Genomic DNA, 23247 nt, shown 5'->3' with positions numbered 1-23247 from the left:
TCCAAGATATTTAATTGGTTTTGATTTAGATACTTTCGTCTGTCAAAACTCTGTTTATTTGAACAAATCTTCTTTTGTAATAATCTTCTTTTGTAGAAGAAACGATTACACCTTTACTGGTAGAAGAATGGATGAATTTAATTTCATCATCAATTACTTCTGTTATTATCCCTACATGGCTAATTCTACTTCCACGTCCAGTACGAAAGAAAATAAGATCGCCTTTTTGCGCTTGGTTTTTAGAGACTTTATCTCCTACTTGAGCCATAGCACTAGAATTGCGAGGTAAATTGATTGAAGTATCATTGAAAGCATTCATCACTAAGCCGGAACAATCCATTCCGCTTCGGGTTGTACCGCCAAATCTGTAACGTACACCTTCAAAATCGAAGGCTGTATTGAGCACTAATTCAGATACTTCTTCGTTAACTGCTTTCGACGTACTCATTTCTTCTAAAAGTGCATCTAATTGATTTCGAATCTCGTCATCTGTTTTTTTGCTTTCATTTAAAACGACTGTTCCTTTCTTTTTAACTGGATTTTCAACTTTTGTTGTTGCGGCTTGTGTATAACTTGAGCACACAAGGCTCAAACCTAATAAAATGGTGGAAAGTACTGTTTTATTTTTCATAGCAAAAGGGGTTTTACATACTCAATTTTCAATTAGAATTTTTAATAATCTCGCCGGCTACTAAATCACTAGCCCCGCGACCGCCTAAATTATGAATTAATTTTTCATAATCCAATAAAATTTTGCTTCTTTTTTCACTTTTTACAATTTTTTCAAATTCTAAAGCGATTCTTTTCGCATTACAATCATGTTGAATTAACTCTACAACAACCTCTTCATCCATGATTAAATTAACTAAAGAGATGTATTTTAGGGTAATAATTCGCTTGGCAATTTCATAGGATATTGTATTGCCTTTGTACAGGACTACTTGTGGCACTTTGAACAAGGCAGTTTCTAGAGTAGCTGTTCCTGAGGTTACTAAAGCCGCGTAAGCAACATCTAATAAAGCATAGGTATCATTGGTGATAAACGAGATATTCTGTCCTTTTAAAAACTGCTCATAAAAAGTGGGCTCTTGGCCAGGAGCACCTGCAATAACAAATTGGTATTCTGGGTGATTCTGTACCACAGAAAGCATCTCACCTAATAAACGTTTGATTTCTTGTTTTCTACTTCCAGGTAACAAGGCAATAATTGGTCGTTCATCCAGTTGATATTTTTGACGAAAGTCTACGCGATCTCTGCTGCGAAATTCTTCAATTTCATCAATTAAAGGATGTCCTACAAAAGTGACAGGATAGTGATGTTTCTTTTCATAAAAATCCTTTTCGAAAGGCAAAATCACATACATAAAATCAACATCGCGTTTAATAGCTTTAATTCGATTTTCCTTCCAAGCCCAAATTTGGGGAGAGATATAATAATGTGTAGGTATTTTATGTTCTTTGGCCCATTGTGCAATACGCATATTAAAACCAGGATAATCAATAAAGATTAGCACATCAGGTTTAAATGTTGCAATATCTTTTTTACACAAAGAGATATTTTTTAAGATAGTACGAAGGTTTTGAACAACTTCTACAAACCCCATAAAAGCTAAATCTTTATAGTGTTTCACTAGCGTACCTCCAACTTTTTGCATCAAGTCACCACCCCAAAAGCGAATATCGGCTTGAGGATCTTTAGCGTAAATTGATTTCATAAGGTTAGCCCCGTGTAAATCACCCGATGCTTCACCCGCAATAATGTAATATTTCATCTACAACAACTGTGTGATTAACGTGATAATAATCACTGCAAAAATGCAGCCTCTCGCGTAGTAATCCTTTCTTTTATTGATAAAAAAGGTAAAGATTCCCAAATTCAATAAACTGCCAATTGCTACGATTCGCCCCAACAAACCTGCTTTGCGGATTAAATCGAAATTGATAAATAAATCAAAGTTGGTAAACAACCTCAAATAGAGTTCAGCTCCAAGTACGGTCAAACCTGATCCGATTAGGAAGCCCAGTAGAATGTCTTTAATTCTAGTTCTCATCTATACTAATTCCCAATTATTAATTCTGTTTATGGCATGATGTGCAGTTAAGTCAAAATGAACAGGAACAATGGAGATAAATCCATTTCTCAACGCCCATTCATCTGTGTCTTCTCCTTTATCTTGGTTGACAAACTCACCTTTTAACCAATAGTATTCTTTTCCATTCGGACTCAGACGTTTGTCAAAATCTTCAATCCAAACGGCTTTTGCTTGTCGACAAACCTTAATTCCTTTGATTTCCTCCGTCAACAAACGCGGAAAGTTGACATTTAGCACTACTTCTTTTGGAATTCCATTCTCTAGCGCTTGAGTTGTGATCTTTTTCACAAAAGTGCGCACTTGTTCAAAATCGGCATTCCAGCTAAAATCTAATAAGGAGAAACCAATTGCTGGAATTCCACTCATTCCCGCTTCTAGAGCAGCACTCATTGTTCCGGAATAAATTACATTAATAGAAGAATTTGATCCGTGATTGATTCCTGATACACACAGGTCGGGTTTGCGATCCAAAATTTGTCCTAAGGCAATTTTCACACAATCCACTGGTGTACCCGAACAAGCGTATTCTAACTCAATTTCGGGGTCAATATTCACACGTTCTAGCGTCAAGGTATTATTAATGGTCACAGCGTGTCCCATTCCAGATTGCGCACTATCAGGAGCTACCACAACTACTTCCCCTATTTCTTTCATCACATCAATCAAAGCACGGATTCCTGGCGCCGTGATACCATCGTCATTAGTAACAAGTATTAATGGTTTTTGCATCATCTCAAATTTTTAATTACTTTCGTAAAAGTAACAATTATTATGTAAAACATTTCGTTATTTCAGACTTTCTAAACATAAATAGAGAGGCGTCTCGCGTCCTATCTTGTGATTTAACAAATAATTATCTGCTTACATCATAATTACTCTACTTTTTTAACTACTTTAGTTCAAAACTATTTAATGAATACTATTTGGGCATTTATGAAAAGAAATTATAAGGTTATCATTCTTCTTCTTGCAGTTTCTGCAGCTTTATGGAGTTTTATACCTAAAAAGGAAACGGAGGATCCAGAAAAAGACCAACTCTTATTAGAGTTAGTCGCATACTTAATGGAACGTACCCATTATGATCCACCCAAGTTAGATGACAAGTTTTCACAACAAGTATATACGGAATACATCAAGGCTCTTGATCCTATGAAGCGTTACTTCCTTCAGTCAGATATCGATGAGTTTAGCAAATATGAACTTTTAATTGACGATATGATTCAATTGAAAGAGTTGTCATTTTTTGACCTAACCTATCAGCGAATTACCGCCCGTATGAATGAGGCAAAAGACATCTATAGCGAAGTCTTAGCTGAACCTTTTGATTATACCCAAGAGGAATCTTTTGATGCGGATTACGACAAGATTGGATTTGCAAAAACACCAGCAGAACTCAAAGATCGTTGGAGAAAACAATTGAAGCTAAATGCTTTATCTACCTTAACCGACAACATCAAAATCCAAGAAGGAAAAGATGTCGTTGAAGAAGAGGAAGAGGAAGTAGATGAATATGGCAATACCGTAGAAAAAGCGAAGGATGCTAAGAAGAAAAAAGACGATAAACCCAAAGAGATTAAATCTTTCGAGCAACTAGAAAAAGAAGCTCGTGAGAGCACTAAAAAGTCACTAGACGAGTATTTTGACGCGTTGAATGACTTAGAGCGCAAAGATTGGTTTTCTGTATACTTAAACTCCATCGTGGAGCGCTTTGACCCACACTCTTTCTATTTTGCACCTGAGAATAAAGAAAAATTTGATGCCAGCATGAGTGGTAGCATTGAAGGAATTGGTGCGGTTCTGAGAAAGAAAACAGAAGGTGTTGAAATCAACGAGTTAGTACCGGGAGGTCCTGCTTGGAGAGGAAAAGAAATCGAAGTTGGAGATATCATTTTAAAAGTAGCGCAGAGTAAAGACGAAGAACCTATTGATGTTGTAGGAGTTCGTTTAGATAATGTGGTAAAATTGATCAAAGGAAAAAAAGGAACAACCGTTTACTTGACCATCAAAAAAATTGAAGGAACAATTAAAACAGTTGCTATCACGCGTGAAGTGATTGAATTTGAAGAAACATTTGCCAAATCGAGTATCATTGAAGATGGAGCAAATCGCTATGGAATTATCCAATTACCGAAATTCTACATCAATTTTGAAAACAAAGACAACCGAAATGCGTTTACAGATGTTCAAAAAGAAATTATTGAGCTGAAGAAACAGAATGTCGATGGAATCATCATGGACTTGAGAAACAATGGTGGAGGATCGCTACAAACGGTGGTAGATATGTTGGGATTATTCTCTAAAGAAGGTCCTGTCGTTCAGGTAAAATCATCCAGAGGGAAACAGCAAATTTTAGATGATAAAGGCACGCCAATTGTATGGGATGGTCCGTTAGTTGTTATGGTTAATAATTTCTCTGCATCGGCTTCTGAGATTTTCGCAGCGGCTATTCAAGATTACAAACGCGGCTTGATCATCGGTAGTAAGCACACGTATGGTAAAGGAACGGTTCAGAATTTAGTTGACTTAAACGAGCTATTGAAAAAACAACCGTTTGGCGATTTAGGAGCTCTGAAAATCACCCTTCAAAAGTTCTACCGAATCAATGGAGGTTCTACACAACGAGAAGGTGTATTGAGTGATATTGTATTACCAGATCGCTATTCTTACATTGATATGGGAGAACGCGATATGGACAATGCGATGCCGTGGGATAAAATTGACCGTGCAAACTACACTCCATACAACAACGACTTTTCTTCTGTAATCAACAAAAGTAAATCGAGAATTGCAGGTCATGATCAATTCAAATTGATTGACGAAAATGCACAGTGGATTAATCAACGTAAGGATGAAAAATCATTTACATTGAACTTGAAAAAATACGAAGCAAAACAAAAAGAGGTAGACGAAAAAGTAAAAAAATTCAAAGCGATTTCGAAATATAACAATCATCTGACATTCTCTTCTTTACCAAGTGAAATTGAGCGCATCAAAACCGATACAATTTTAGAACAAAAAAGAGATAGATGGCATGAGTCTTTGGGCAGTGATGTATATGTTGAAGAAGGAGTAAAAATCCTAAACGACATCAAACAACTGACAACGGCACCTCGAAATACAAAAACATTTTCTGATAAAAAACTATAAGCACAGCTAGTTCAATGGCTAGAAACAAGAATAGTAACACAAATATTGCGCTCCGAAAATTCAAAAAGGATTTTCGGGGCGTTTTGTGTTTTTGGATTATTATCTTCTTTATATTGGTGAGTGTATTCGCGTACTTCATCATACCGGATAAATCTCAACATGCCAATGCGGGTGATTTGGCGATTCGTTCCAAGCATCCTGGTTTTACAACGGCGGTTCTTGTTTTTCCTACTACGACAAAACCAACTTGGTCTGAGTATTGGTTTGGCCGTAAAGAAGCCCCCGAACAAGTTCCGTTGAGTCAGTATACCCTAACGCAAGACACTTTGATCTATACACCTTATACTGAATTACAGGAGGGTGCGCAAGTGAAGAAATTGGTTTTGTCTGGTTTTAGTGCTAGTGAAAGAGCAGCTCTCATCCAACAAAAAACCTACTGGTTGGGTACAGATAACCAAGGAAGAGATTATTACAGCCGTTTGGTTTTAGGATCGCGCATCTCCATTTCTATTGGTTTTATCGCGGTTTCCATCTCTTTGTTAATTGGTATCAGTTTGGGAGCAATTGCAGGCTATTATGGAGGTAAGATCGATGCTTTTATCCTTTGGGTCATTAACATCTTTTGGTCTATTCCAACGTTGCTCTTAGTGATTGCCATTACCTTAGCTTTAGGCAAGGGATTTTGGCAAGTTTTTATTGCAGTGGGTCTTACGATGTGGGTAGAAGTAGCTCGTGTTGTTCGAGGGCAGGTAATCAGCACCAAACAACAACAGTATATTACAGCAGCAAGAGCTTTGGGATATTCCGATTACCGCATTATTATGAAGCACATCTTGCCCAATTGCATGGCGCCTGTTATCGTAATTTCAGCAGCAAATTTTGCGTCAGCGATTCTAGTAGAAAGCGGATTGAGTTTTTTAGGAATAGGAACTCAAGTACCGACTCCGAGTTGGGGAGCAATGATCAAAGAAAACTACAACTATATCTTGGTTGGGAAAGCCTACTTGGCCTTACTTCCAGGCTTAGCTATGTTTAGTATTGTTATGTGTTTTACCCAGCTAGGCAATGCGATTCGCGATGCCTTTGATGTGCGTAAATAACCCTATTATTTGATTAGAATACTGCGAATATCAGATTTTGTTCCGTTGTAAATATTGAGATCCACTTTTCCATCGATTCCTTTCACTACACCTTTTTCTGTGAATTGCCAGAAGTGCCATTCAGGTTTGATTTCCTCTACAAAGAAGTTATAGTTAGCAATCCAAATCACATGATCGGGAAACCATTTTTTTAAGTGATTGGTATAGTAGTGTTCTCCAGAATACAAAATAGGTTGCACGCCATAGTGTTTTTCTACCATTTCCATCCAACGCTTTAACCCTAGCACAAGATTTTCCATGGATTGTTGTTTTGGAAGATCCTCAATATCCAATACTGGAGGAAAATCACCTTCATTTAGTTTTACGGTTGCAATAAAATTTTCGGCTTGTTTGATGGAGTTTTCATCCGGGCGATAATAGTGATAAGCCCCGCGAATAAAGTGATTTGCACGAGCTCCTTTCCAATTGATATCAAAGGCTTTATCCTTGCCGTCATCTCCCATTGTAGCGCGAACAAAAACAAATTCTAAGGGTGCACGTTGTGCAACAGAATCAACTTGTTCCCAATCAATTACTCCTTGGTAATGAGAAACGTCAAATCCAATCATGCGATCGCTGTGTCGTTGCAACACTTCTACGGTACGAAAATCAAAAAAAGATTTTTCATCGGCTTCTTTGCGTTGCGCACTAAAAAAATACTTAATTCCCTCTTGAAAGGTAATGCCAAACCAAACTCCAACGCCTAATAAAACCACTACAATACAAATCCATTTAATACGGGTAAACGCCGTATTGTCTTTTTTCTTTTTTGGTCGTCGTGGAGTGGGTTTCCTCTTAGCGGGTTGTTTTTTATTTACCACAGCAATAGGAGAATTTTGTCCAGTTCCGTATTTTGTAGAAGCCATAATTATCTTAAAAAAACAAAAATACGTATTTTACCTAAACAATGTACATCAGAATTATCGCACAGGTGTTTGATCTACTTTTAAAACCGGTACAGGAAGAGCAATATTATTCAATTTAAACTTCTTATCAATAGCGAAGCGGATATCACTAGAAATTCGGTCGTTATCAAAGGCATGTTCGATAAAATAGTACAGAATAAAGCGGATAGAAGAATCGCCAAACTGATCAATAAACACAATCGGTTTTGGATCTTTCAACACATCTGGATTATCTTCAACTGCCGACAAGAGTACAGCTTTTACTACCTCAACATCAGTTCCAATATACACACCAACATCAATTCGAGCACGAATTACAGGATCTTCATGAGTCCAATTGTAAACAATATCATCAATCAATTTACGATTGGGTATTACGATGTCTTTTAAGTTACGCGTTTCAACAATCGTACACCTAAGGTGAATTGCTTTCACACGCGCTACTTGTCCATTAATTTCAATGACATCCCCCATGTTTAGTGTCTTGTCAAAGAGAATGTAAATCCCTGCAATGATATCGCGAAAAATATCTTGTAAGGCAAATCCCAATCCTACAAACAATGCTGCCGAAGTGGTTAAGAACATACTGATATTAAGTCCAATTACATTGAGAATGAAAAAGAACATAATCACATAAATGAAGTAATTGACAAAATTAAAAACACTGCGCAAGCGCAAAGCAACATCAGGAGGTGCATTTTTAATAAATGTCTTTCTCAAAAAGGTCAATCCATACTTGGTAATCAACAACGTAAAAACAATAAAAAGTATAGTCCCTATTGTTATACTAATTGATTTACTTGCGTAAAGTTCGTATTCTAAAAACTTAGAAAGCAATAATTTTAAATTCAAAATAAGTCTCTTTTATTAAGTGGGTCTATACTCTTTGGACAGGCTATCGAAGAAAAGTCACTTTTTATGCATTCTTCAACTGATAAAATTAAGACTTTAACACAACTATTAAAAGATAAAACCCAAATAATTACCGTGATTAGCCTTATTTTCAAAACCGTCACTAGTTTCTGTCTATAAAATCTCATTTAGCGATTTAATGAAGAATTAGCGTCTAATTCTAGCTAAAAAATCACTTTTTCGACCTGTTTCGCCTCTCTAAAGCATGATAATTATCACCTAAGTCCCCGAATAAAATACCTACTTTTCCTCCCTTACAACTAAACCTATATCCAAATGAATGTAAAACCTACGCATTCCTTTCACATACCAGTGATGGGACTTGCCTATACCATAGACAGCCCAATTCGCGTGGCACAATATGGATTGGCTTCGACGTTATCTGTGATGGATGACGAATTGATTGAGCGCATGAATAAATTTTATTGCGAAAAGTTTGAATTGCCTTACCAAGAAATCACTAAAAAAATAGAAGATTTTAGAGCGAAACGCATCACGGCTTATCTCAATACATTAGATACCATAGTCAAGCGAAAATTTGACACGCTTAAAAGAGATTTATTACAGAGCAAAAAAAACGTAGAGGATTACATTGATATGTTACCCACGGTATCGGATATCCGCAAACAATTGCAAACTTATATTGACGATACGATTTCGGTAGACAACCTAAAGAACATACTTGATACCTATCTGACTCCTGGAGATATTGACGTCAATATCATGACCAAAGTAGACCGAGAACAATTCGATAAAAAAAGTCCCTTGCCAGCTATGTACAACGATGCACATGCTGCTTTACGGGGTTTCAGCAATAGTACGTTAAGTTCTTCTGTTGTTTTATCTGCTGGTATGAATCCAAAACTCTTCAGCTATTTTGAAGAATTTGACGCTTTTTATCCGACCTCAACCCACCAATTAGAAAAGAGAATCATTTTAAAAGTAAGTGATTATCGCTCAGCTCTAATTCAGGGGAGTTTCTTGGCGAAAAAAGGGTTATGGGTATCCGAATACCGCATTGAATCAGGTTTAAACTGTGGAGGACATGCCTTTGCCACAGATGGATTTTTACTTGGAGTAATATTGGATGAATTTAAAACCAAACGAGAAGAGCTTATCACAACAACGCATGAATTAATGTGTAAAGCACTAGAACAAAAAGGAAGATTTGTGCCTGCAACTCCTTTGAGCTTAAAAATCACTGCACAAGGTGGTGTGGGAACAGCGGCAGAACACCAATTTTTACTCGATCACTATCAGGTAGATTCTGTAGGATGGGGATCGCCTTTTTTACTTGTTCCAGAAGCTACTTCTGTAGATCCAGCTACTCGTCAGCTTTTAGCCAATGCAAAGGAAGAAGATCTGTATTTGAGTCACATTTCTCCTTTGGGTATTCCCTTTAACAACATTAAGGGAACGACAAACGAGATACACAAATCAGCGCGCATTGCTAAGAACAAAGCGGGAAGTTCCTGTCCAAGAAAGTATTTAGCGCTGAATAAATTGCACGATAATGAAGGAATTTGTACCGCATCGCGCAAATACCAAACCATCGAACTAGATGCATTACTCACACAAAAAGATCAACTCTCAGATTCGGAATACCAACAAAAATTTCATGCTATTACCGAAAAAGCATGTTTGTGTATAGGTTTGGCCAATGCTTCTTTCTTAGAAAATGATATGCAAATAAAAGGAGAAGCTCAAGGTGTGGTTATTTGCCCTGGTCCGAATATCGCCTACTTCAACAAAGAAGTATCGCTTAAACACATGATGCATCACATTTATGGTCGTGCCAATGTCATTGACACCGTACATCGTCCTCATTTCTTTATCAAAGAACTGCGAATGTACTTGGATCACTTCAAAGAAGAAAAACGTCAAATCAAAGGAGAAGCGACACCTATTCAGCTTAAAAAAATGGCTAAAACCAAGGAAAACCTTACTGCTGGAATTGCGTACTATCAAAACTTATTTGAACAAGACGACACCTATTTTACGAAAGAAAAATCGGCTATTCTTCAAGAATTAACCGATATCCAAATAGCGTTGTTACACGCATAGCCCCCCTAATTCATTTTTTGATTGTAATCAGGTTCTCTTTTATGGAGAGCCTGATTTTTTTATTGCACAATCTCCTTTGTAGCTTAATTTATACACTATTCAAACAACTATTGACTATTACTTACTTATATCAAATACAACCAATCACTTAAAGTAAATTTTATTTAGTTTTAAAATAAAAATGTCTAGCAATGCCACCTTAATCACCTTTTCAATTTACTTAGTTCTAATTTTGGTCATTGGTTTAATCGCCTATATAAAAACAAAAAACTTCTCTGATTACATCCTTGGCGGTCGTCGTTTAGGTGCATTAGTTACGGCGTTATCAGCAGGGGCATCGGATATGTCGGGTTGGTTGCTCATGGGATTACCAGGCAGTATTTTTGCCTTAGGTTTAGCGCAAAGTTGGATAGCGATAGGTTTGCTTTTAGGTGCTTACCTCAATTGGAGATTCGTTGCAGGTCGCCTGCGTATGCATACCGAATTGTATCATAATGCTTTAACACTCCCCGATTTCTTTCTTCACCGTTTTGGTACGGCAGGAAAAGCAGTAAAAACGATTGCAGCACTCGCTATTCTACTTTTTTTTACGCTATACTGCGCGTCAGGTATGGTAGCTGGTGCACAGCTATTTACTGTTATATTTGAGCTTCCTTATACACAAGCCCTTTGGATTAGTGCACTTGCGACGATAACCTATACTTTCATTGGGGGGTTCTTAGCGGTGAGTTGGAGCGATACCATACAGGCCACGTTGATGCTTTTTGCCTTACTTGTTACTCCAATCATGTTGTTGCTTCACCTAGGAGGTTGGTCTGTCGCTTTAGAACAAATTGACATAGCTAGTGCCCTCCAACAAATTGATTATTCAAATTTAGTTCACAACATTAGCTTTGTAACCATTATCAGTGCAGCAGCCTGGGGATTGGGCTATTTTGGACAACCACATATCCTCGCGCGTTTCATGGCAGCGGAAGGAGTTAAGACGATGAAAAAAGCAAGGCGTATTGGGATGACCTGGATGTTGCTTTGCTTAGCGGGAGCCGTTTTAATCGGTTACTTAGGTATTGCCTATTTTCAAGTCAATCCACAACAAGCACTGGGAGTAAACCAAAATAGAGAGCTCATTTTTATCGAGCTCATTCGCTATCTATTTAATCCTTGGGTTATTGGAATTTTACTATCTGCCATCTTGGCTGCCGTAATGAGTACATTAAGCGCGCAACTGCTTATGGCCTCTAGTACACTTACGCAAGATTTTTATCACTCTTATTTTCGCCGCGCTGCCCGCCAAAGAGAATTGGTATGGATGAGTCGTTTAGCTGTATTGTTGATTTCACTCATTGCCATCGGAATTGCTTCTGACGAAAACAACAGTATTCTCGCGTTAGTATCTCGCGCATGGGCAGGTTTTGGTGCTGCCTTTGGCCCTCTTATTCTCTTGGCTTTATTTTGGAAAAAAACCACAGCTCAAGGTGCTTTAGCAGGAATCCTTGTTGGAGGATTAACGGTTATTTTTTGGCCGATGTTGCAAGAAGACCTATTAGATGGAATGATTTTCGGTTATCGAGAACCGCTGTATGAAATTATTCCTGGGTTTATACTCAGTGGGCTAAGCATCGTTGTTATCTCCTATTTTAGCAAACCCGTAACCAAAGCCATACAGGTCTCTTTTGATACTGCTAATGCCATGTATCACAAAGAAAAATAAAACTTCGTATAATTATAGTACAACAAAGCTTTTAACATATTCAATAATAGCAACCCAAAGTATCGATGAAGTGACTAATATCGCCATTTGCAGTAAAAATTCTAAGCCAGTGGACTCTTCAGCTTCTTTTAGTTCTAAAAAACGACTCACTCTACAGCTGAAATAAATTGGTCTTTTGTATTTCTTTAAGGCAATTGCATTCGCAAGTTTATAGAGCAAAAGATAAAAAAATAAATACAATGGCGATAAAATTCCCATAATACGCTTGTGCTCCCAACCAATTTCAATTTTAAAACACGCATAAATTACACCAACAATAGATAGAATTAGAAGTGTATAAAAAACTTTCTTACTCTGAAGGTGTTTATGAACCGGTGAATAACATATGTTACCAAGCCAAATGGTTGAAAAAATCACAAAAAAAAATATCTGATAATCCGGTTCGTTTTCCATCTACAGGACAAGAATTAAAACAAAGCTAATCTTTTGCTATGGCTATTTTTACTTTTTTATTTTTCAATTTGGTATCCTTCAATTTTTGCAGTAAAGGTTTTATTTTAGCTGTTTGAACGGCAACAAAAGCTTGTGTATCTTTTACTTCAATCAATCCGATATCCTCTTTTTGAAGTCCTCCAGTTTTGATCAAATAACCGACAATATCAACCTTATTGACTTTGTCTTTTTTTCCTGCGCTGATGTAAATCGTCTTAAACTCGGTACGATTGTCAATCGCATAATTTCCTTGTAAGTGTTCTATAGGCATCGCAGGATCGATGAAGCTGTATTCTTCCTCATTTGTCACCATGAGGTACACTTTCCCTTTTGCCTTCATACGAGCCGTACGTCCATTGCGATGAATAAAGGCATCTTCTTTTTCCGGAATTTGATAGTGAATTACATGTCCAATTTCAGGAATATCCAAACCACGTGCGGCTAAATCCGTTGAAATTAAAATGTGACAACTCCTATTTCTAAACTTCATTAAAGCGCGTTCGCGATCTTCTTGTAACAATCCGCCGTGAAAAGCACCATTTGCCACGCCTTTGTTGGTCAGTGTTTCACTAATTCGAGTCACGGCATCACGGTGATTGCAGAAAATTAAAATAGTATCCTTCCCTATTTTTCCGATCAACTGAATAACCGCTTCAAGTTTTTCTTCTGCAGGACAAACCACTTTGCTGAAAGTTAACTGGGGTTTGATTTCTGCTGCTTGCAAAAATTTGAGATTTTTGGGGTTTTCAATTCCCGTAAATGCAGGTATTTTCTTTAAAGGAGTTGCTGAAGTAAGCATGCGAAATTGAAGCTGTTCAAACGAGTGAATGATATATTCCATGTCTTCTTGAAACCCCATTTCTAATGCTTTATCAAACTCATCAACAACATAGCTGTGTACCGACCCCGTATCAAAAGAATTTTCTTCGATATGGAAAGCCACCCTTCCTGGCGTTCCAACCAATACGGCAGGTGGAGAAGCTAGGTTATTCAATTCAGTACGGGTAGAATGTCCGCCGTAACACGCATTAATCTTAAACGCAGTTCCCATCTTTTTAAACACGGTTTCTATCTGGAGTGCCAACTCACGTGTAGGCACGAGAATAACCGTCTGTACCCCTTTGATTTTCGGGTTTAATCGCTCTACTATCGGCAATAAGAAAGCGAGTGTCTTACCCGAACCAGTAGGGGATAATAAAACGATATTATCGTGTTCTTTCGCGTTTTGAAGGGTTTGAAGTTGCATATCGTTCAACGACACAATCTCCAATTTCTTAAGGATATCTGCTTGATTCATGGTGTAAAGGTAGGATATTTTGATTGACGTTCTGTGTTTTTGTATGGATAGGAGAGCCTTCGTTGTCTTTACATTCGCCTTGTTCTTTGCAGAAAAACTTGAAATTCATACGTAAACTATTTTTCATCAACTGAATTTTATTCAAAAAACAACCACAATCAATACACTATTCAAACAAATAAATCAAATTACATACTAATATCAACAAATAATTAGAAAAAAAGTTATTTTAAAATAATTTAGCAGGACATTTTACCCAAAAGGAGGTAAATACACATTTTTAATCATTAAATAGTTAATTTCTATGAAAAGAAAAATTTCAGCTTTACTAGCTATTCTAGCAGTAAGTCTTTGCAGTTGCAGTACAGAAGACACAGTAGTTGCCCCAAAACAATCCTTAACACGTGCTGCTCAAAATACAGACAATTATGCAAAAGATGAAAACATTTTACAAAATTATGTTTGTATTAATAAAACGGACAAGCAGTACTATATGTCTTATCAACAAACCTCTGAGATTCTAGGACAAGTAAGTCCAACTAACAAAGCGCGTTTTGAAAAGCGATTGGAAGACTTAAACCGCAGCATCAAAGAGGCTTTAAAGCAGCCGGATCAAAGTATTTATTTAGAAACGAGAAACGATCGTTATTTTAGCGACAATGACGACAGTATTACTGCAACACAAGCCTCTAATACACAGAGTTTCAGGATTGCATACTTGGAGGGAAACAAAACTAGTTTTTTCGACCTTTTCTATGCTAATACTCACAAAGCACACAGCATCATCCGAGTTAGTACAACGAGTTATGATGACCCCATTCAAATGACAATTCACTTAAAACACTCTGTTGCAGGAAAGGGAACTAAGCGAAAAGTTTTCATTGCGTCTCCTGTACGAGTTATCAATGCCTTGATAAATTGGACGTATCAATATCCTAATGGTTCACAATCTTCGTGGCCATTGAATGTTACTAAAAACAAAAATGTTACTGGTACTATTTCTTTTTACCCTGGACATATTGGATCACTAATAGAGATTCAATAAGCGAACGAATTCTTGATCTATCGGTGTAATGAGCCCAAAAAAGAAACCTCGCCTTAAAGGCGAGGTTTTATTTCTTTTTATCCTCCGATGAACTTTACATTTTATTGTGTAATTACATACCTAGTCGTTACAGTTTCAATTTCTTAAAAAAGAAGTATAGAAAAATAGCACTTGAGTACTAATTCACTAGTAGAAGAACCGTCACTTGGATAAATACAATTCTTTCAGAAATACAATAACGCCTGATTTGGTCCAATTGCTTTTTGTGACAGAAAAATTGCGAACAACTCCATTCTTTTCTCCAAAGAGAAAATAGTGTTTAATTCCCTCTTCTTTCAAATCAACTTGCCAAACAATATAGTTATTAACCGCATCTTCCTCTAGTATAGCGACTTCGGCATTAAACGTTTTTTTCATATAACTCGAGTCCCATTCATAAAAGGCTTTGGTAAAATCAAATCCCTTCAATGTTCCTTCTTTATTAAACTCATAGGACGTAAATGGCGCGAACGTAAGAGCAATAGTGGCACTGTTATCCTTATTGGTAAAAAACTGTTGTCTACTGCTTGAATTATAACTCGTTTGTTCCCATTGACCTGGTATCTTAACGGTTCCCAAAGGCGATAGGGTGTAGTTTGTTACTTCTTCTTTTTGATCGTATGTACTTGTTTTAATATAAGAAACTTGATTCGAAGAACAACTTGTTACAACGCAAAAAAGCGAAAACAGCAGTGTTGCATAGGTAAGAATAACTTTTATCATAGCAGATTTATTTCATTTAGCATCACAAGGATAGGGAAAATATTTAATATTTATACTTCCGTATAAAAGACTTTATTCTTAATCTTCATAGTTAACATCAACTACAATACTATTTTTTGTAGTAAACACAGCTTTATAATAAATTAAATGGAAAATAGATCAGACAAAGAATTTGTTACCCCCAAGAACAACTCTATCCTTTTGCCTGAAAATATTGTTTTACCAGTTAATTCTTTTTCAGCACTTGCTCTAATTGAAAAGTTGCATTTTCTCTTAGTATAAGATCATCACAATTTTGTAATAACTCCAATTTTTGAATTGCTTCCTGTGTATTGATAGCACTTAAAGCCCACATACATTTTTTTGCCAAAGCACGCATCTCGTCATAATCAGGTACATTAATAGCAACCTCGTATAATTTATTTACACTTCTAGGATCTTTAATTAATTCTAGAACACTTATGATATCCTCTTCAGAAGTATGCCAATTTTCATCTAAAAGTTGTAGTAAAAGATCCGTATAATCTTTATCTGCTCCGTTATTACAAATAAGGGCTAAAATACTAGCTAATCCCTTATCATTTTTATTTGTAATATGGTCTTTAAGTAAAGAAAGTGTTTCTTCATTAAATTGAAAACGGTGGCGCTGATCGTAAGGAAATCGATCCCAATACTTATCAAAATAATCCGTTCTTTTTAATAGACCCTTATAAAATTTCCAAAAATCAACCATTACTTTATTCTTATAAAATCATTTATCCGAAGATTAAACATATCGATATTTTGAATCAAACCATGTTATGTATTTAGCAAGAACTATAATCGATCCTTGTTATCTCACCGGCTTAAAAGTAAGAAACTCATCATTAACTATCTTTCCACCAGGTCTGAAAATCGTTAATTTCTTCAAAGGAGTAATCAAAATCCTCCGTTTTCAAAGTCCCTATTTTTGTAAAAACTTCATCTAGTCTTTTTTCATCGATTAGACGGTCTAGAGCACTTTTTATCGTTTCTTTTTCCATATTTGGAACAATGATTGTATCCACCATATCGAGACATCCATCATAATCGCGTTTTGATGCTAATGTTGTAACATTTTTTACAGTCATTAGTAAGCCAAAATATATTTCTCCCGTCTCTAAAACGATATTGATATCACAATTATCATCTTCTTTATGGTTTAAACTAAAAGGACTGATGAAAATAGTTTTATACTTCACTTTATGTTCCATTTGCATTTTCTGATTTTCTAGTTTATTTCAAGATGGGTTAATTCACTCCTATTACTTACAAGTCCTCTTCTTTTACGTCGTCTCTACATTAAACAGCAAGAGTCAAACGCACTAAAAATTCGAATCTCCTTGTTTATCTCTCATCCTCTCTAGGCAGGCGAACATACATCTTAAATCGTTCTTCTATAGCTCCAAAAGATTTAAAATTTTCCTTTGCTTGAATTAAATTTACAGCATTAGCACCTTCTTCATACGTAGGATCTTTCAACTGTATGTCATCATCTTCCCAATAACAAACAGGGCAAAGTTGAAAACTATTACCTATTTCATCAGTTAAAGTAAAATAACCACAACATGGACAAGCCTGTTTTATCAAAATCAAGTTCTATTTAATTTGACATCTCAAAATCTAATTCTTTATTTTTTATTAGTAGGTCGCTAAGTGATTTTATTCCGAAAAATCAGATTCAATATGAGCTATTTCAAATTCAATTCCTGTTAATTTTTCTTCGTCTATCATTTTTTTAAATTCCTGCGAACAAATGTAAATAGCCTCAGGTCTCAATAAACCACGTTTAACACCTACCTTCTGTCTGCTTGAAAAAAAATCGAAGTCACCGATAAATTTACTATTTAAGAGATAAGGTTCTGACAGCATATTTAATCCAATTGTATCGCCTTTAGGACACTTATAAATTTCTTTTTCAAACTGAACAGGAGTGTCCCCTGATACTGTAAATTCACGTTCCTCGCTACATGTTGAAAAATCCCAAGGATCAATTCCAACAATAGTATTTGATGACAACTCAACTTCTGTATTTGTAATAAGTTGGTAATAATTTTCAACATTAGTTGGTATAAATTGTAATCCTTTTAAATTCCTTTGCCTTACTGCATTTACGAATTTTTTTGATACAACAACCTCACCTCCCAAAGTTCTAACTATATCTTTTTTAGGTATTTTTCCTTTCTTAAGAATTAAGGTCGTTAGCTGCTTTCTATTTGCTCCACATACACTACAAGCAACCGTCTCATCATATAACGTCCCACATTCTTCACCTGCGGGTTCAAAAGAAGTTTTTATCTTTACATGCAAAAGGGAAGCTAAGGCTAATTCTCTTTTCGTATACTTTCGTTTAATTCGCCACCCAAAGAAAAGACTTTGCCCATACTTATTCTTCACTTCTTCACGAATTACTGAGATCTGATTATATAGAGGATCCTCTTTATCTACTTCTACAACTTTAACTGAAGTTTCTAAATTCTTACTTTCATCTACTTTAAAAAGCAAATAAACATAATCACAATTAACTCTAAGTTCTACAATTTCTTTCATTTTTTTTTTTAATAGCCTGGTGGCAGTGGGTATTTAGAATAAACATGCTTCATAATATATTGTAATTGAGTACTACTTGGCACACCTTTACCGTATGGCCATAGTAACCGAAACTCATTAGTAATAATTTGATGATACGCCGCATCTAATGGAACCAATGGTCCATTCTTTGGTCCTCCCAAATATTTTGGTGTTATATGATGTAATTCTATTTTACCTGCCTTACTCGGATATAATTTCTGTGCAGACTTAACTAATCCAGAATAAGTAGTTGCTACTTTAGTTGTAGCAGGAGCACTCTTCACAACCGCCACCGCCACAGAGCTTTTAAACAAACTAGTCAATCCCCATAAACCTCTAGCTCCTTCAACAACCATATAGGCGTCTAGCATAAATTGATTAAAAGGAAGCAAATCATCCTTCATGTAAGCGTAATCCTTTTCCTCTGAGGTCATTTCTGATCTACTCTTCGTTGGAGGATCCTACTCCGTTGTTTCCATTTTATGCGCCCCATGATTCAACATACTCACATCAAAGGCAGTTGCGGTTCCTTCCCAAAAATTACCACCTGTTAACGCTGATACTCCACCACCACTAACCGTAGAAAAGGCTATCATCGTCAGTTGATCGTCTTTTAAGATTCCTCCAAATTTCATAAACCCAGAAGATAGCAAACTGCTCTAAATATAGCGCTTTTTATTAAGCTGTAATTCTCTATACTCGCTTCTACTGCATATTAGCATCTCATGATTAATCTGGTACAAAATTGAAAATCTCCACGTATCAAATATAAGTTGAATAATGCCTGATAATAAAAAAGCAGTAGAATCAACTCTACTGCTTTTATTTACATTTATAAATCGTTAGGCGGCATTAGAACTAACGCTCATCTAATTTTTATTTATACCTTTTAATCAAAAATGAATGATATACCCTACCATCTTCAATCACTTGTTCAATAAAACCTTCTTTTGCTAATGCTATTAATTGTTCATTTAATTCCTTTTCATCACTAATAGAATCATAATAGCTATCTATAAAATCTTTTAATTTCATATCAGTTATTTGATAAGTTAAATCCTCGATGAAACGAGAATAATTAAAATCACATTTTACCCCTTCTTTTTCTACAAAACATCCTGCTCCATGGAATTGATAGTGGTATCCCTTTATGTTACCTTGTTTATAATTAATACTACCCTTCGATTTTGAAAATAGTTTCTGAATCTCTTGATACATATCTTCTTCCACTAATCCTAACTCTTTTCTTAATGTATCCTCAAAATCAAGAATAAATTTTCTAAAATCAGTGATACTTTGTTTTATTTCCATTTTCAACTATTTTAAACAGTAAGACCAAAATCATATTATTTCATCTGCTTCATTTAATACTTATTTTTTTATTCCATTGTTTTTTATCCAATGATAGTATCAAATCTTTTACAAAAATTTCATCTTCTCTTTTTCTTTTAGCAAAGACACTTAAAATAGTATGTACAAAAAATCCTCTCTCCTCAGGAATAAAATCCTTATAATTTGTTCCTTCATACTCTATTTTAAATTCTTTAAAGAACTTGACTAAAAATGCTAAGACATCATCCCCATCTAATCCTAAATCAGAAAGTGAAGTAGTAACTGTTAATTTACTTCTATCATAATTAAGTTCTTTACAGATATAATCTAATACAATGTAATCATTTCTATTTTCCATTAATTATATCATTATATGTTATTTGTGTATTATATAGTGTCATTCCTACATCATATGCAAGTATTCCCCAGCCTATGGGCCCCGCCAATCGTCCCAAAAATCTACCAAAAACTTTCGTATATCTCCATGTTCCACCTCTCATATGTGTTGGTAATCTTTTAGGCATTTCCCATGGTAATGCTTCTGCACCATATTTCGACGCAAATGACGTTCCTTTTGAAGCTCCCACTGCTTGAAAGGGTTTATTTAATAAGCCTTGATTATCAAGTGCGAGTGTGAGTGAAACAATATCTTTAATACCAAACTGTTCTGCTGCTTGATCTACAAGAATTGCTGCATATAATTCACTTTTACTGTCATAAAACTTATCTTTATACTTATAACGAGATTCCATCTCATTATTAGAACTATCTTTATCACCTTCTATTTTATGCGCTGTATGATTCAACATACTCACATAAAAGGCAGTTGCGGCTCCTTCCTAGAAATTACCTCCCGTTAATGCTGATACTCCACCACCACTAACCGTAGAAAAGCAATCATCGTCAGTTGATCGTCTTTTAAGCTTCCTCCAAATTTCATAAACCCAGAAGATAGCAAACTGCTTGTCACTTCAAATATAGTGCTTTTTGTAAAGCTGTAATTCTTTATAATCTCTGCTACTGTATATATTATCATCTCATGATTAATAGAGTACAAAATTGAAAGTCCCTCGTATTAAATACAATTTGAAAAGGAAATACCTGTAGCCAATACTGAAAAAAATCACATTCTACACGTATTGGACGGTTTTATTAAATCTATTAAACTTAAAAATATTGCTGCTCTGTAATCAAAAACGCCAAGCTAAATGCCTGGCGTTTTCGTTTATTCACATATTATTTCAAAATACAAATTAGCGTCTCTATTATTGACAAATTCTAATGCCTTTTCATAAATACCACTAATGGATAATGTACCTGAATAGTCTATACTATCTTCTAAACTCGGTTGAGTAAGGGATTCAGATATAAAAAATCCATCTATTCCTAAAATAACTATTTCAAAATATTTACATTGTTCAATAAAATCCAAAGCATCTCTTTTTGAAAAAAGAAGAATTCCACCACGATTTATTGCCCTGCTTGAAAACAAAACTTCAATTTTATTCATAATCTACTCTATTTAGGAATGTATAGGTTTATAATAGTAGCATCAGGTACCCATTTGTTTAACAATTTTTGGAGTTATCTCAGAAAATATACTACTCGTCTTAACGGAATTCATCAAACAACTAACTAAACACCAATTACCTGATTCATACATTTGATACTAATAGGCACTAATTTGATTAGAATAATATTCTTGTGACCCAGAATTACTGACTCTCTTTGAAAAACGAACATTTTGAATATGAACAATTAAATTACCCACACTATAAAACTGTTAAAACTTCTCCTCCTTTTTAGTTTTTATAATCGATATACCATAAATCCCTATCGAAGAAAGAAAGATTACAATAAGCGCAATCTTTTTATTTCTATCAATATCCTTCTTTTTTTTAATTGCGATCAGATTTTCTTCTTGATTAGGGTTTAACCCCTCCAATTGTGTTTCATATTTTTCTGATACTCCAAAATTAAAATAAGCGAAACTCGCAACAAAACATAAAACAAACAATAAAACAAACAATAATATTACCAAAATTTTCTTCATTTTTATTTTCATAGTTTTTATAGTTTTGGTCCTTGAAAACTCGGATTATAACCATTTTTAATGCTCTGTAATTTTTGAAAATCGTATAACATTCCTGCAGGTGTCTGAGAAGCATTAATATTAGCTCCTCCTTTATTTAACCCCTTATAGGTAATCGTCGTACAATTATTTCCCCCAGGTCCTATTAAACCATAGGTATCAACAACTCTAGCGAAAGACATATATCCTGATTTTCCACTTATTTTTTGTCCTGAGTTATACATTCTATCGTAATAAGCTTTGACTTTAGAACCATTTACTTCAACAGCAAACCTAGATGTTGGGTATTTAGAAGTTCTTTCAGCCACAAAATTAAGTGCATTTTCACCTTCTAAACGCAGCAAAACACCATCTCCATATGGTCCTAAACTACCTGATGCAGGAGAATAGCTACCATTGTATCTACCATATGAATAAACTACACCATCCACTTCAACATACACATGCCCAACTCCATCTGTTTCAATATAAACATTCGCCGTTGACTCTTTATCGCCTTTCTTTGAATTGGCATTATGCACTGAATGATTCAACAAACTCACATAAAAAGCAGTTGCGGCTCCTTCCCAGAAATGACCACCTGTTAACGCTGATACCCCTCCTCCACTAACCGTAGAAAAGGCAATCATTGCTACGGTATTGTCTTTGATGCTACTGCCATATTTAAGAAACCCAGCAGATAGCAAACTACTGATTGCTGCTGATGAAAAGGAAGATCCAAAATTACCGCCTTGAACAGCGGATATTATTCCTTGACTCATTCCATGTGCTAGTGCTTGTGCCATAGCCTGCTGCACAGTAACTACGGTATTAGCACTTTGAAACATCTCGCCAACACCAAAACTAACGGCTCCACTGACTGCTCCAAATATAGCGCTTTTTGTAAAACCTCCAGCCGTGAAAGGTACATCTGCCAAAAGAGCTGTCATTGTATAGGTAGTCATGGCAACAACAGCACCAATAATTACTGCAGCAGTAAAAGAAATCCCCTCTTCACCACTCGGATCCGTATATTTTAGCGGATTATTCCACACATAGCCATAACGATTAAAATTTTGTGTATTCGTTGGGTCTTGTATATAATTATCAGGAGCCATGAATCTTCTCAAATAGGGATCATATAAACGACCATTCATTTGAATGATATTAATTCCTTGAAGATGTTCGTGTCCCGTATACCCTCGATCTGTAAATGTTAATTGGTTCAGCACTTGACCTTGTCCATCCATTATTTTTACAGCAGTTCCCCAAGCGTCAAAATGTCTTTTTTCGACAATCGTTCCATATTGATTTGTAATAGCGACGATACTAGACAAATAATCTCGGTGAAGATAATAATACTGTTTCCCTTTGATTCCATCTCCTTTTGCTAATACTGTGGCATTATACGCATCTCCATCTACATAATACACATAATCTATACTTTGGTTTTGTGTATTATAGGTTATTTCTATACTACCATCCGAAGAATAGTATCTTTGATAAAGACTCTGTTCTTTTGTATTAGCCATATTGCCATAATACATAACGGTTCTTTCTCCAGCTCCATTGTATTCAAAGTATAAATCTTCTTTATTCTCTTCATGAATGGATACAGGGCTTTTCAATGCATTATACTCAACTTCTAAAATCTCAACTTCGATTAAGTCATAAATGAAAAACCCAGC

General features: G+C 35.6%; 26 protein-coding genes. 5 read left to right on the top strand and 21 right to left on the bottom strand.

Features of this window, described 5'->3' with window-relative positions:
• Positions 1-25 precede the first annotated feature (25 nt).
• The 4 genes from H4K33_RS08850 to surE are packed head-to-tail and all read right to left on the bottom strand — an operon-like array spanning position 26 to position 2822.
• On the bottom strand, positions 26-631 hold the full coding sequence (locus tag H4K33_RS08850) for a C40 family peptidase (RefSeq protein WP_182648096.1): 606 nt from the start codon (positions 629-631) through the stop codon (positions 26-28).
• Positions 632-659: 28 nt separating this feature from the next.
• Positions 660-1772, bottom strand: coding sequence for a lipid-A-disaccharide synthase (gene lpxB / locus H4K33_RS08845; RefSeq protein WP_182648095.1), 1113 nt, complete (start codon positions 1770-1772; stop codon positions 660-662).
• Positions 1773-2051 carry a hypothetical protein gene (locus H4K33_RS08840; protein WP_182648094.1) on the bottom strand — a complete coding sequence of 93 codons (279 nt, stop codon included), beginning with the start codon at positions 2049-2051 and terminating at the stop codon, positions 1773-1775.
• Positions 2052-2822: a 5'/3'-nucleotidase SurE gene (surE, locus tag H4K33_RS08835; RefSeq protein ID WP_182648093.1), complete on the bottom strand. Its 771-nt coding sequence runs from the start codon at positions 2820-2822 to the stop codon at positions 2052-2054. It abuts the gene before it with no gap.
• A gap of 183 nt (positions 2823-3005) precedes the next feature.
• On the opposite strand from surE, the gene H4K33_RS08830 reads away from it, so the two are divergent.
• Positions 3006-5240 (top strand): carboxy terminal-processing peptidase, encoded by a 2235-nt coding sequence (locus H4K33_RS08830; protein ID WP_182648092.1) that lies wholly within the window; start codon positions 3006-3008, stop codon positions 5238-5240.
• Positions 5241-5254: 14 nt separating this feature from the next.
• Positions 5255-6340 carry an ABC transporter permease gene (locus tag H4K33_RS08825; protein WP_182648091.1) on the top strand — a complete coding sequence of 362 codons (1086 nt, stop codon included), beginning with the start codon at positions 5255-5257 and terminating at the stop codon, positions 6338-6340.
• Between the two features lie 5 nt (positions 6341-6345).
• Here the strand turns inward: H4K33_RS08825 and H4K33_RS08820 are convergent, their stop codons facing one another.
• Entirely contained in the window at positions 6346-7245 is a 900-nt protein-coding gene (locus tag H4K33_RS08820; protein ID WP_182648090.1) for a glycoside hydrolase family 25 protein, read from the bottom strand.
• A 54-nt stretch (positions 7246-7299) separates the two neighbouring features.
• Positions 7300-8136, bottom strand: coding sequence for a mechanosensitive ion channel family protein (locus H4K33_RS08815; RefSeq protein WP_182648089.1), 837 nt, complete (start codon positions 8134-8136; stop codon positions 7300-7302).
• A 336-nt stretch (positions 8137-8472) separates the two neighbouring features.
• Here H4K33_RS08815 and H4K33_RS08810 point away from each other — a divergent pair, with 336 nt between their 5' ends.
• A complete protein-coding gene (locus H4K33_RS08810; protein WP_182648088.1) occupies positions 8473-10260 on the top strand; it encodes a hypothetical protein in 1788 nt (595 codons plus the stop codon).
• Positions 10261-10441: 181 nt separating this feature from the next.
• Positions 10442-11971 (top strand): sodium/proline symporter PutP, encoded by a 1530-nt coding sequence (gene putP / locus H4K33_RS08805; protein ID WP_182648087.1) that lies wholly within the window; start codon positions 10442-10444, stop codon positions 11969-11971.
• 12 nt (positions 11972-11983) lie between these two features.
• Here putP and H4K33_RS08800 read toward each other — a convergent pair whose 3' ends face one another.
• Together H4K33_RS08800 and H4K33_RS08795 are read right to left on the bottom strand one after the other, a co-directional pair.
• Positions 11984-12424, bottom strand: coding sequence for a hypothetical protein (locus H4K33_RS08800; protein ID WP_182648086.1), 441 nt, complete (start codon positions 12422-12424; stop codon positions 11984-11986).
• Positions 12425-12449: 25 nt separating this feature from the next.
• Complete coding sequence (locus tag H4K33_RS08795) at positions 12450-13760, bottom strand: DEAD/DEAH box helicase (protein ID WP_182648085.1); 1311 nt, start codon at positions 13758-13760, stop codon at positions 12450-12452.
• A gap of 304 nt (positions 13761-14064) precedes the next feature.
• On the opposite strand from H4K33_RS08795, the gene H4K33_RS08790 reads away from it, so the two are divergent.
• Positions 14065-14805, top strand: a complete 741-nt coding sequence (locus H4K33_RS08790; protein ID WP_182648084.1) for a hypothetical protein — start codon at positions 14065-14067, stop codon at positions 14803-14805.
• 201 nt (positions 14806-15006) lie between these two features.
• On the opposite strand, the gene H4K33_RS08785 is transcribed toward H4K33_RS08790, so the two are convergent.
• The 13 genes from H4K33_RS08785 to H4K33_RS16535 form a co-directional block, all read right to left on the bottom strand.
• The gene (locus H4K33_RS08785; protein WP_182648083.1) at positions 15007-15567 is read right to left on the bottom strand and encodes a hypothetical protein; all 561 of its coding nucleotides are present in this window, start codon (positions 15565-15567) and stop codon (positions 15007-15009) included.
• A gap of 226 nt (positions 15568-15793) precedes the next feature.
• Positions 15794-16300 carry a HEAT repeat domain-containing protein gene (locus H4K33_RS08780; RefSeq protein WP_182648082.1) on the bottom strand — a complete coding sequence of 169 codons (507 nt, stop codon included), beginning with the start codon at positions 16298-16300 and terminating at the stop codon, positions 15794-15796.
• A gap of 133 nt (positions 16301-16433) precedes the next feature.
• The gene (locus H4K33_RS08775) at positions 16434-16799 is read right to left on the bottom strand and encodes a hypothetical protein (RefSeq protein ID WP_182648081.1); all 366 of its coding nucleotides are present in this window, start codon (positions 16797-16799) and stop codon (positions 16434-16436) included.
• Between the two features lie 133 nt (positions 16800-16932).
• Positions 16933-17175 carry a CPCC family cysteine-rich protein gene (locus H4K33_RS08770; RefSeq protein WP_255493627.1) on the bottom strand — a complete coding sequence of 81 codons (243 nt, stop codon included), beginning with the start codon at positions 17173-17175 and terminating at the stop codon, positions 16933-16935.
• A 72-nt stretch (positions 17176-17247) separates the two neighbouring features.
• The gene (locus H4K33_RS08765; RefSeq protein ID WP_182648080.1) at positions 17248-18135 is read right to left on the bottom strand and encodes a hypothetical protein; all 888 of its coding nucleotides are present in this window, start codon (positions 18133-18135) and stop codon (positions 17248-17250) included.
• An 8-nt stretch (positions 18136-18143) separates the two neighbouring features.
• Entirely contained in the window at positions 18144-18590 is a 447-nt protein-coding gene (locus tag H4K33_RS08760) for a hypothetical protein (RefSeq protein WP_182648079.1), read from the bottom strand.
• Positions 18591-18617: 27 nt separating this feature from the next.
• Positions 18618-18791, bottom strand: coding sequence for a hypothetical protein (locus H4K33_RS08755; protein ID WP_182648078.1), 174 nt, complete (start codon positions 18789-18791; stop codon positions 18618-18620).
• 241 nt (positions 18792-19032) lie between these two features.
• Complete coding sequence (locus H4K33_RS08750) at positions 19033-19467, bottom strand: hypothetical protein (RefSeq protein ID WP_182648077.1); 435 nt, start codon at positions 19465-19467, stop codon at positions 19033-19035.
• 49 nt (positions 19468-19516) lie between these two features.
• A complete protein-coding gene (locus H4K33_RS08745; protein ID WP_182648076.1) occupies positions 19517-19846 on the bottom strand; it encodes a DUF1493 family protein in 330 nt (109 codons plus the stop codon).
• The gene (locus H4K33_RS08740; RefSeq protein WP_182648075.1) at positions 19836-20297 is read right to left on the bottom strand and encodes a hypothetical protein; all 462 of its coding nucleotides are present in this window, start codon (positions 20295-20297) and stop codon (positions 19836-19838) included. The genes H4K33_RS08745 and H4K33_RS08740 overlap by 11 nt, the downstream gene beginning before the upstream one ends.
• 416 nt (positions 20298-20713) lie before the next feature.
• On the bottom strand, positions 20714-20998 hold the full coding sequence (locus H4K33_RS08735) for a hypothetical protein (protein WP_182648074.1): 285 nt from the start codon (positions 20996-20998) through the stop codon (positions 20714-20716).
• A 273-nt stretch (positions 20999-21271) separates the two neighbouring features.
• Positions 21272-21553: a hypothetical protein gene (locus H4K33_RS08730; RefSeq protein ID WP_182648073.1), complete on the bottom strand. Its 282-nt coding sequence runs from the start codon at positions 21551-21553 to the stop codon at positions 21272-21274.
• Between the two features lie 5 nt (positions 21554-21558).
• Positions 21559-23187 carry an RHS repeat domain-containing protein gene (locus tag H4K33_RS16535; protein WP_182648072.1) on the bottom strand — a complete coding sequence of 543 codons (1629 nt, stop codon included), beginning with the start codon at positions 23185-23187 and terminating at the stop codon, positions 21559-21561.
• Positions 23188-23247: the final 60 nt, after the last annotated feature.

The sequence above is a fragment of the Myroides sp. WP-1 genome (assembly GCF_014145635.1).
Classification (GTDB): Bacteria; Bacteroidota; Bacteroidia; order Flavobacteriales; family Flavobacteriaceae; genus Flavobacterium.
The sequence above is the reverse complement of the archived record's forward strand: the minus strand, read 5'-3'. Positions and strand labels throughout refer to the sequence as shown.

Excerpts from the sequence above, each read along its gene's own strand:
- H4K33_RS08850 (WP_182648096.1), bottom strand. The coding sequence starts at position 631 with ATGAAAAATAAAACAGTACTTTCCACCATTTTATTAGGTTTGAGCCTT.
- lpxB (WP_182648095.1), bottom strand. The coding sequence starts at position 1,772 with ATGAAATATTACATTATTGCGGGTGAAGCATCGGGTGATTTACACGGG.
- H4K33_RS08840 (WP_182648094.1), bottom strand. The coding sequence starts at position 2,051 with ATGAGAACTAGAATTAAAGACATTCTACTGGGCTTCCTAATCGGATCA.
- surE (WP_182648093.1), bottom strand. The coding sequence starts at position 2,822 with ATGCAAAAACCATTAATACTTGTTACTAATGACGATGGTATCACGGCG.
- H4K33_RS08830 (WP_182648092.1), top strand. The coding sequence starts at position 3,006 with ATGAATACTATTTGGGCATTTATGAAAAGAAATTATAAGGTTATCATT.
- H4K33_RS08825 (WP_182648091.1), top strand. The coding sequence starts at position 5,255 with ATGGCTAGAAACAAGAATAGTAACACAAATATTGCGCTCCGAAAATTC.
- H4K33_RS08820 (WP_182648090.1), bottom strand. The coding sequence starts at position 7,245 with ATGGCTTCTACAAAATACGGAACTGGACAAAATTCTCCTATTGCTGTG.
- H4K33_RS08810 (WP_182648088.1), top strand. The coding sequence starts at position 8,473 with ATGAATGTAAAACCTACGCATTCCTTTCACATACCAGTGATGGGACTT.
- putP (WP_182648087.1), top strand. The coding sequence starts at position 10,442 with ATGTCTAGCAATGCCACCTTAATCACCTTTTCAATTTACTTAGTTCTA.
- H4K33_RS08800 (WP_182648086.1), bottom strand. The coding sequence starts at position 12,424 with ATGGAAAACGAACCGGATTATCAGATATTTTTTTTTGTGATTTTTTCA.
- H4K33_RS08795 (WP_182648085.1), bottom strand. The coding sequence starts at position 13,760 with ATGAATCAAGCAGATATCCTTAAGAAATTGGAGATTGTGTCGTTGAAC.
- H4K33_RS08790 (WP_182648084.1), top strand. The coding sequence starts at position 14,065 with ATGAAAAGAAAAATTTCAGCTTTACTAGCTATTCTAGCAGTAAGTCTT.
- H4K33_RS08785 (WP_182648083.1), bottom strand. The coding sequence starts at position 15,567 with ATGATAAAAGTTATTCTTACCTATGCAACACTGCTGTTTTCGCTTTTT.
- H4K33_RS08780 (WP_182648082.1), bottom strand. The coding sequence starts at position 16,300 with ATGGTTGATTTTTGGAAATTTTATAAGGGTCTATTAAAAAGAACGGAT.
- H4K33_RS08775 (WP_182648081.1), bottom strand. The coding sequence starts at position 16,799 with ATGGAACATAAAGTGAAGTATAAAACTATTTTCATCAGTCCTTTTAGT.
- H4K33_RS08765 (WP_182648080.1), bottom strand. The coding sequence starts at position 18,135 with ATGAAAGAAATTGTAGAACTTAGAGTTAATTGTGATTATGTTTATTTG.
- H4K33_RS08760 (WP_182648079.1), bottom strand. The coding sequence starts at position 18,590 with ATGACCTCAGAGGAAAAGGATTACGCTTACATGAAGGATGATTTGCTT.
- H4K33_RS08755 (WP_182648078.1), bottom strand. The coding sequence starts at position 18,791 with ATGAAATTTGGAGGAATCTTAAAAGACGATCAACTGACGATGATAGCC.
- H4K33_RS08750 (WP_182648077.1), bottom strand. The coding sequence starts at position 19,467 with ATGGAAATAAAACAAAGTATCACTGATTTTAGAAAATTTATTCTTGAT.
- H4K33_RS08745 (WP_182648076.1), bottom strand. The coding sequence starts at position 19,846 with ATGGAAAATAGAAATGATTACATTGTATTAGATTATATCTGTAAAGAA.
- H4K33_RS08740 (WP_182648075.1), bottom strand. The coding sequence starts at position 20,297 with ATGTTGAATCATACAGCGCATAAAATAGAAGGTGATAAAGATAGTTCT.
- H4K33_RS08735 (WP_182648074.1), bottom strand. The coding sequence starts at position 20,998 with ATGAATAAAATTGAAGTTTTGTTTTCAAGCAGGGCAATAAATCGTGGT.
- H4K33_RS08730 (WP_182648073.1), bottom strand. The coding sequence starts at position 21,553 with ATGAAAATAAAAATGAAGAAAATTTTGGTAATATTATTGTTTGTTTTA.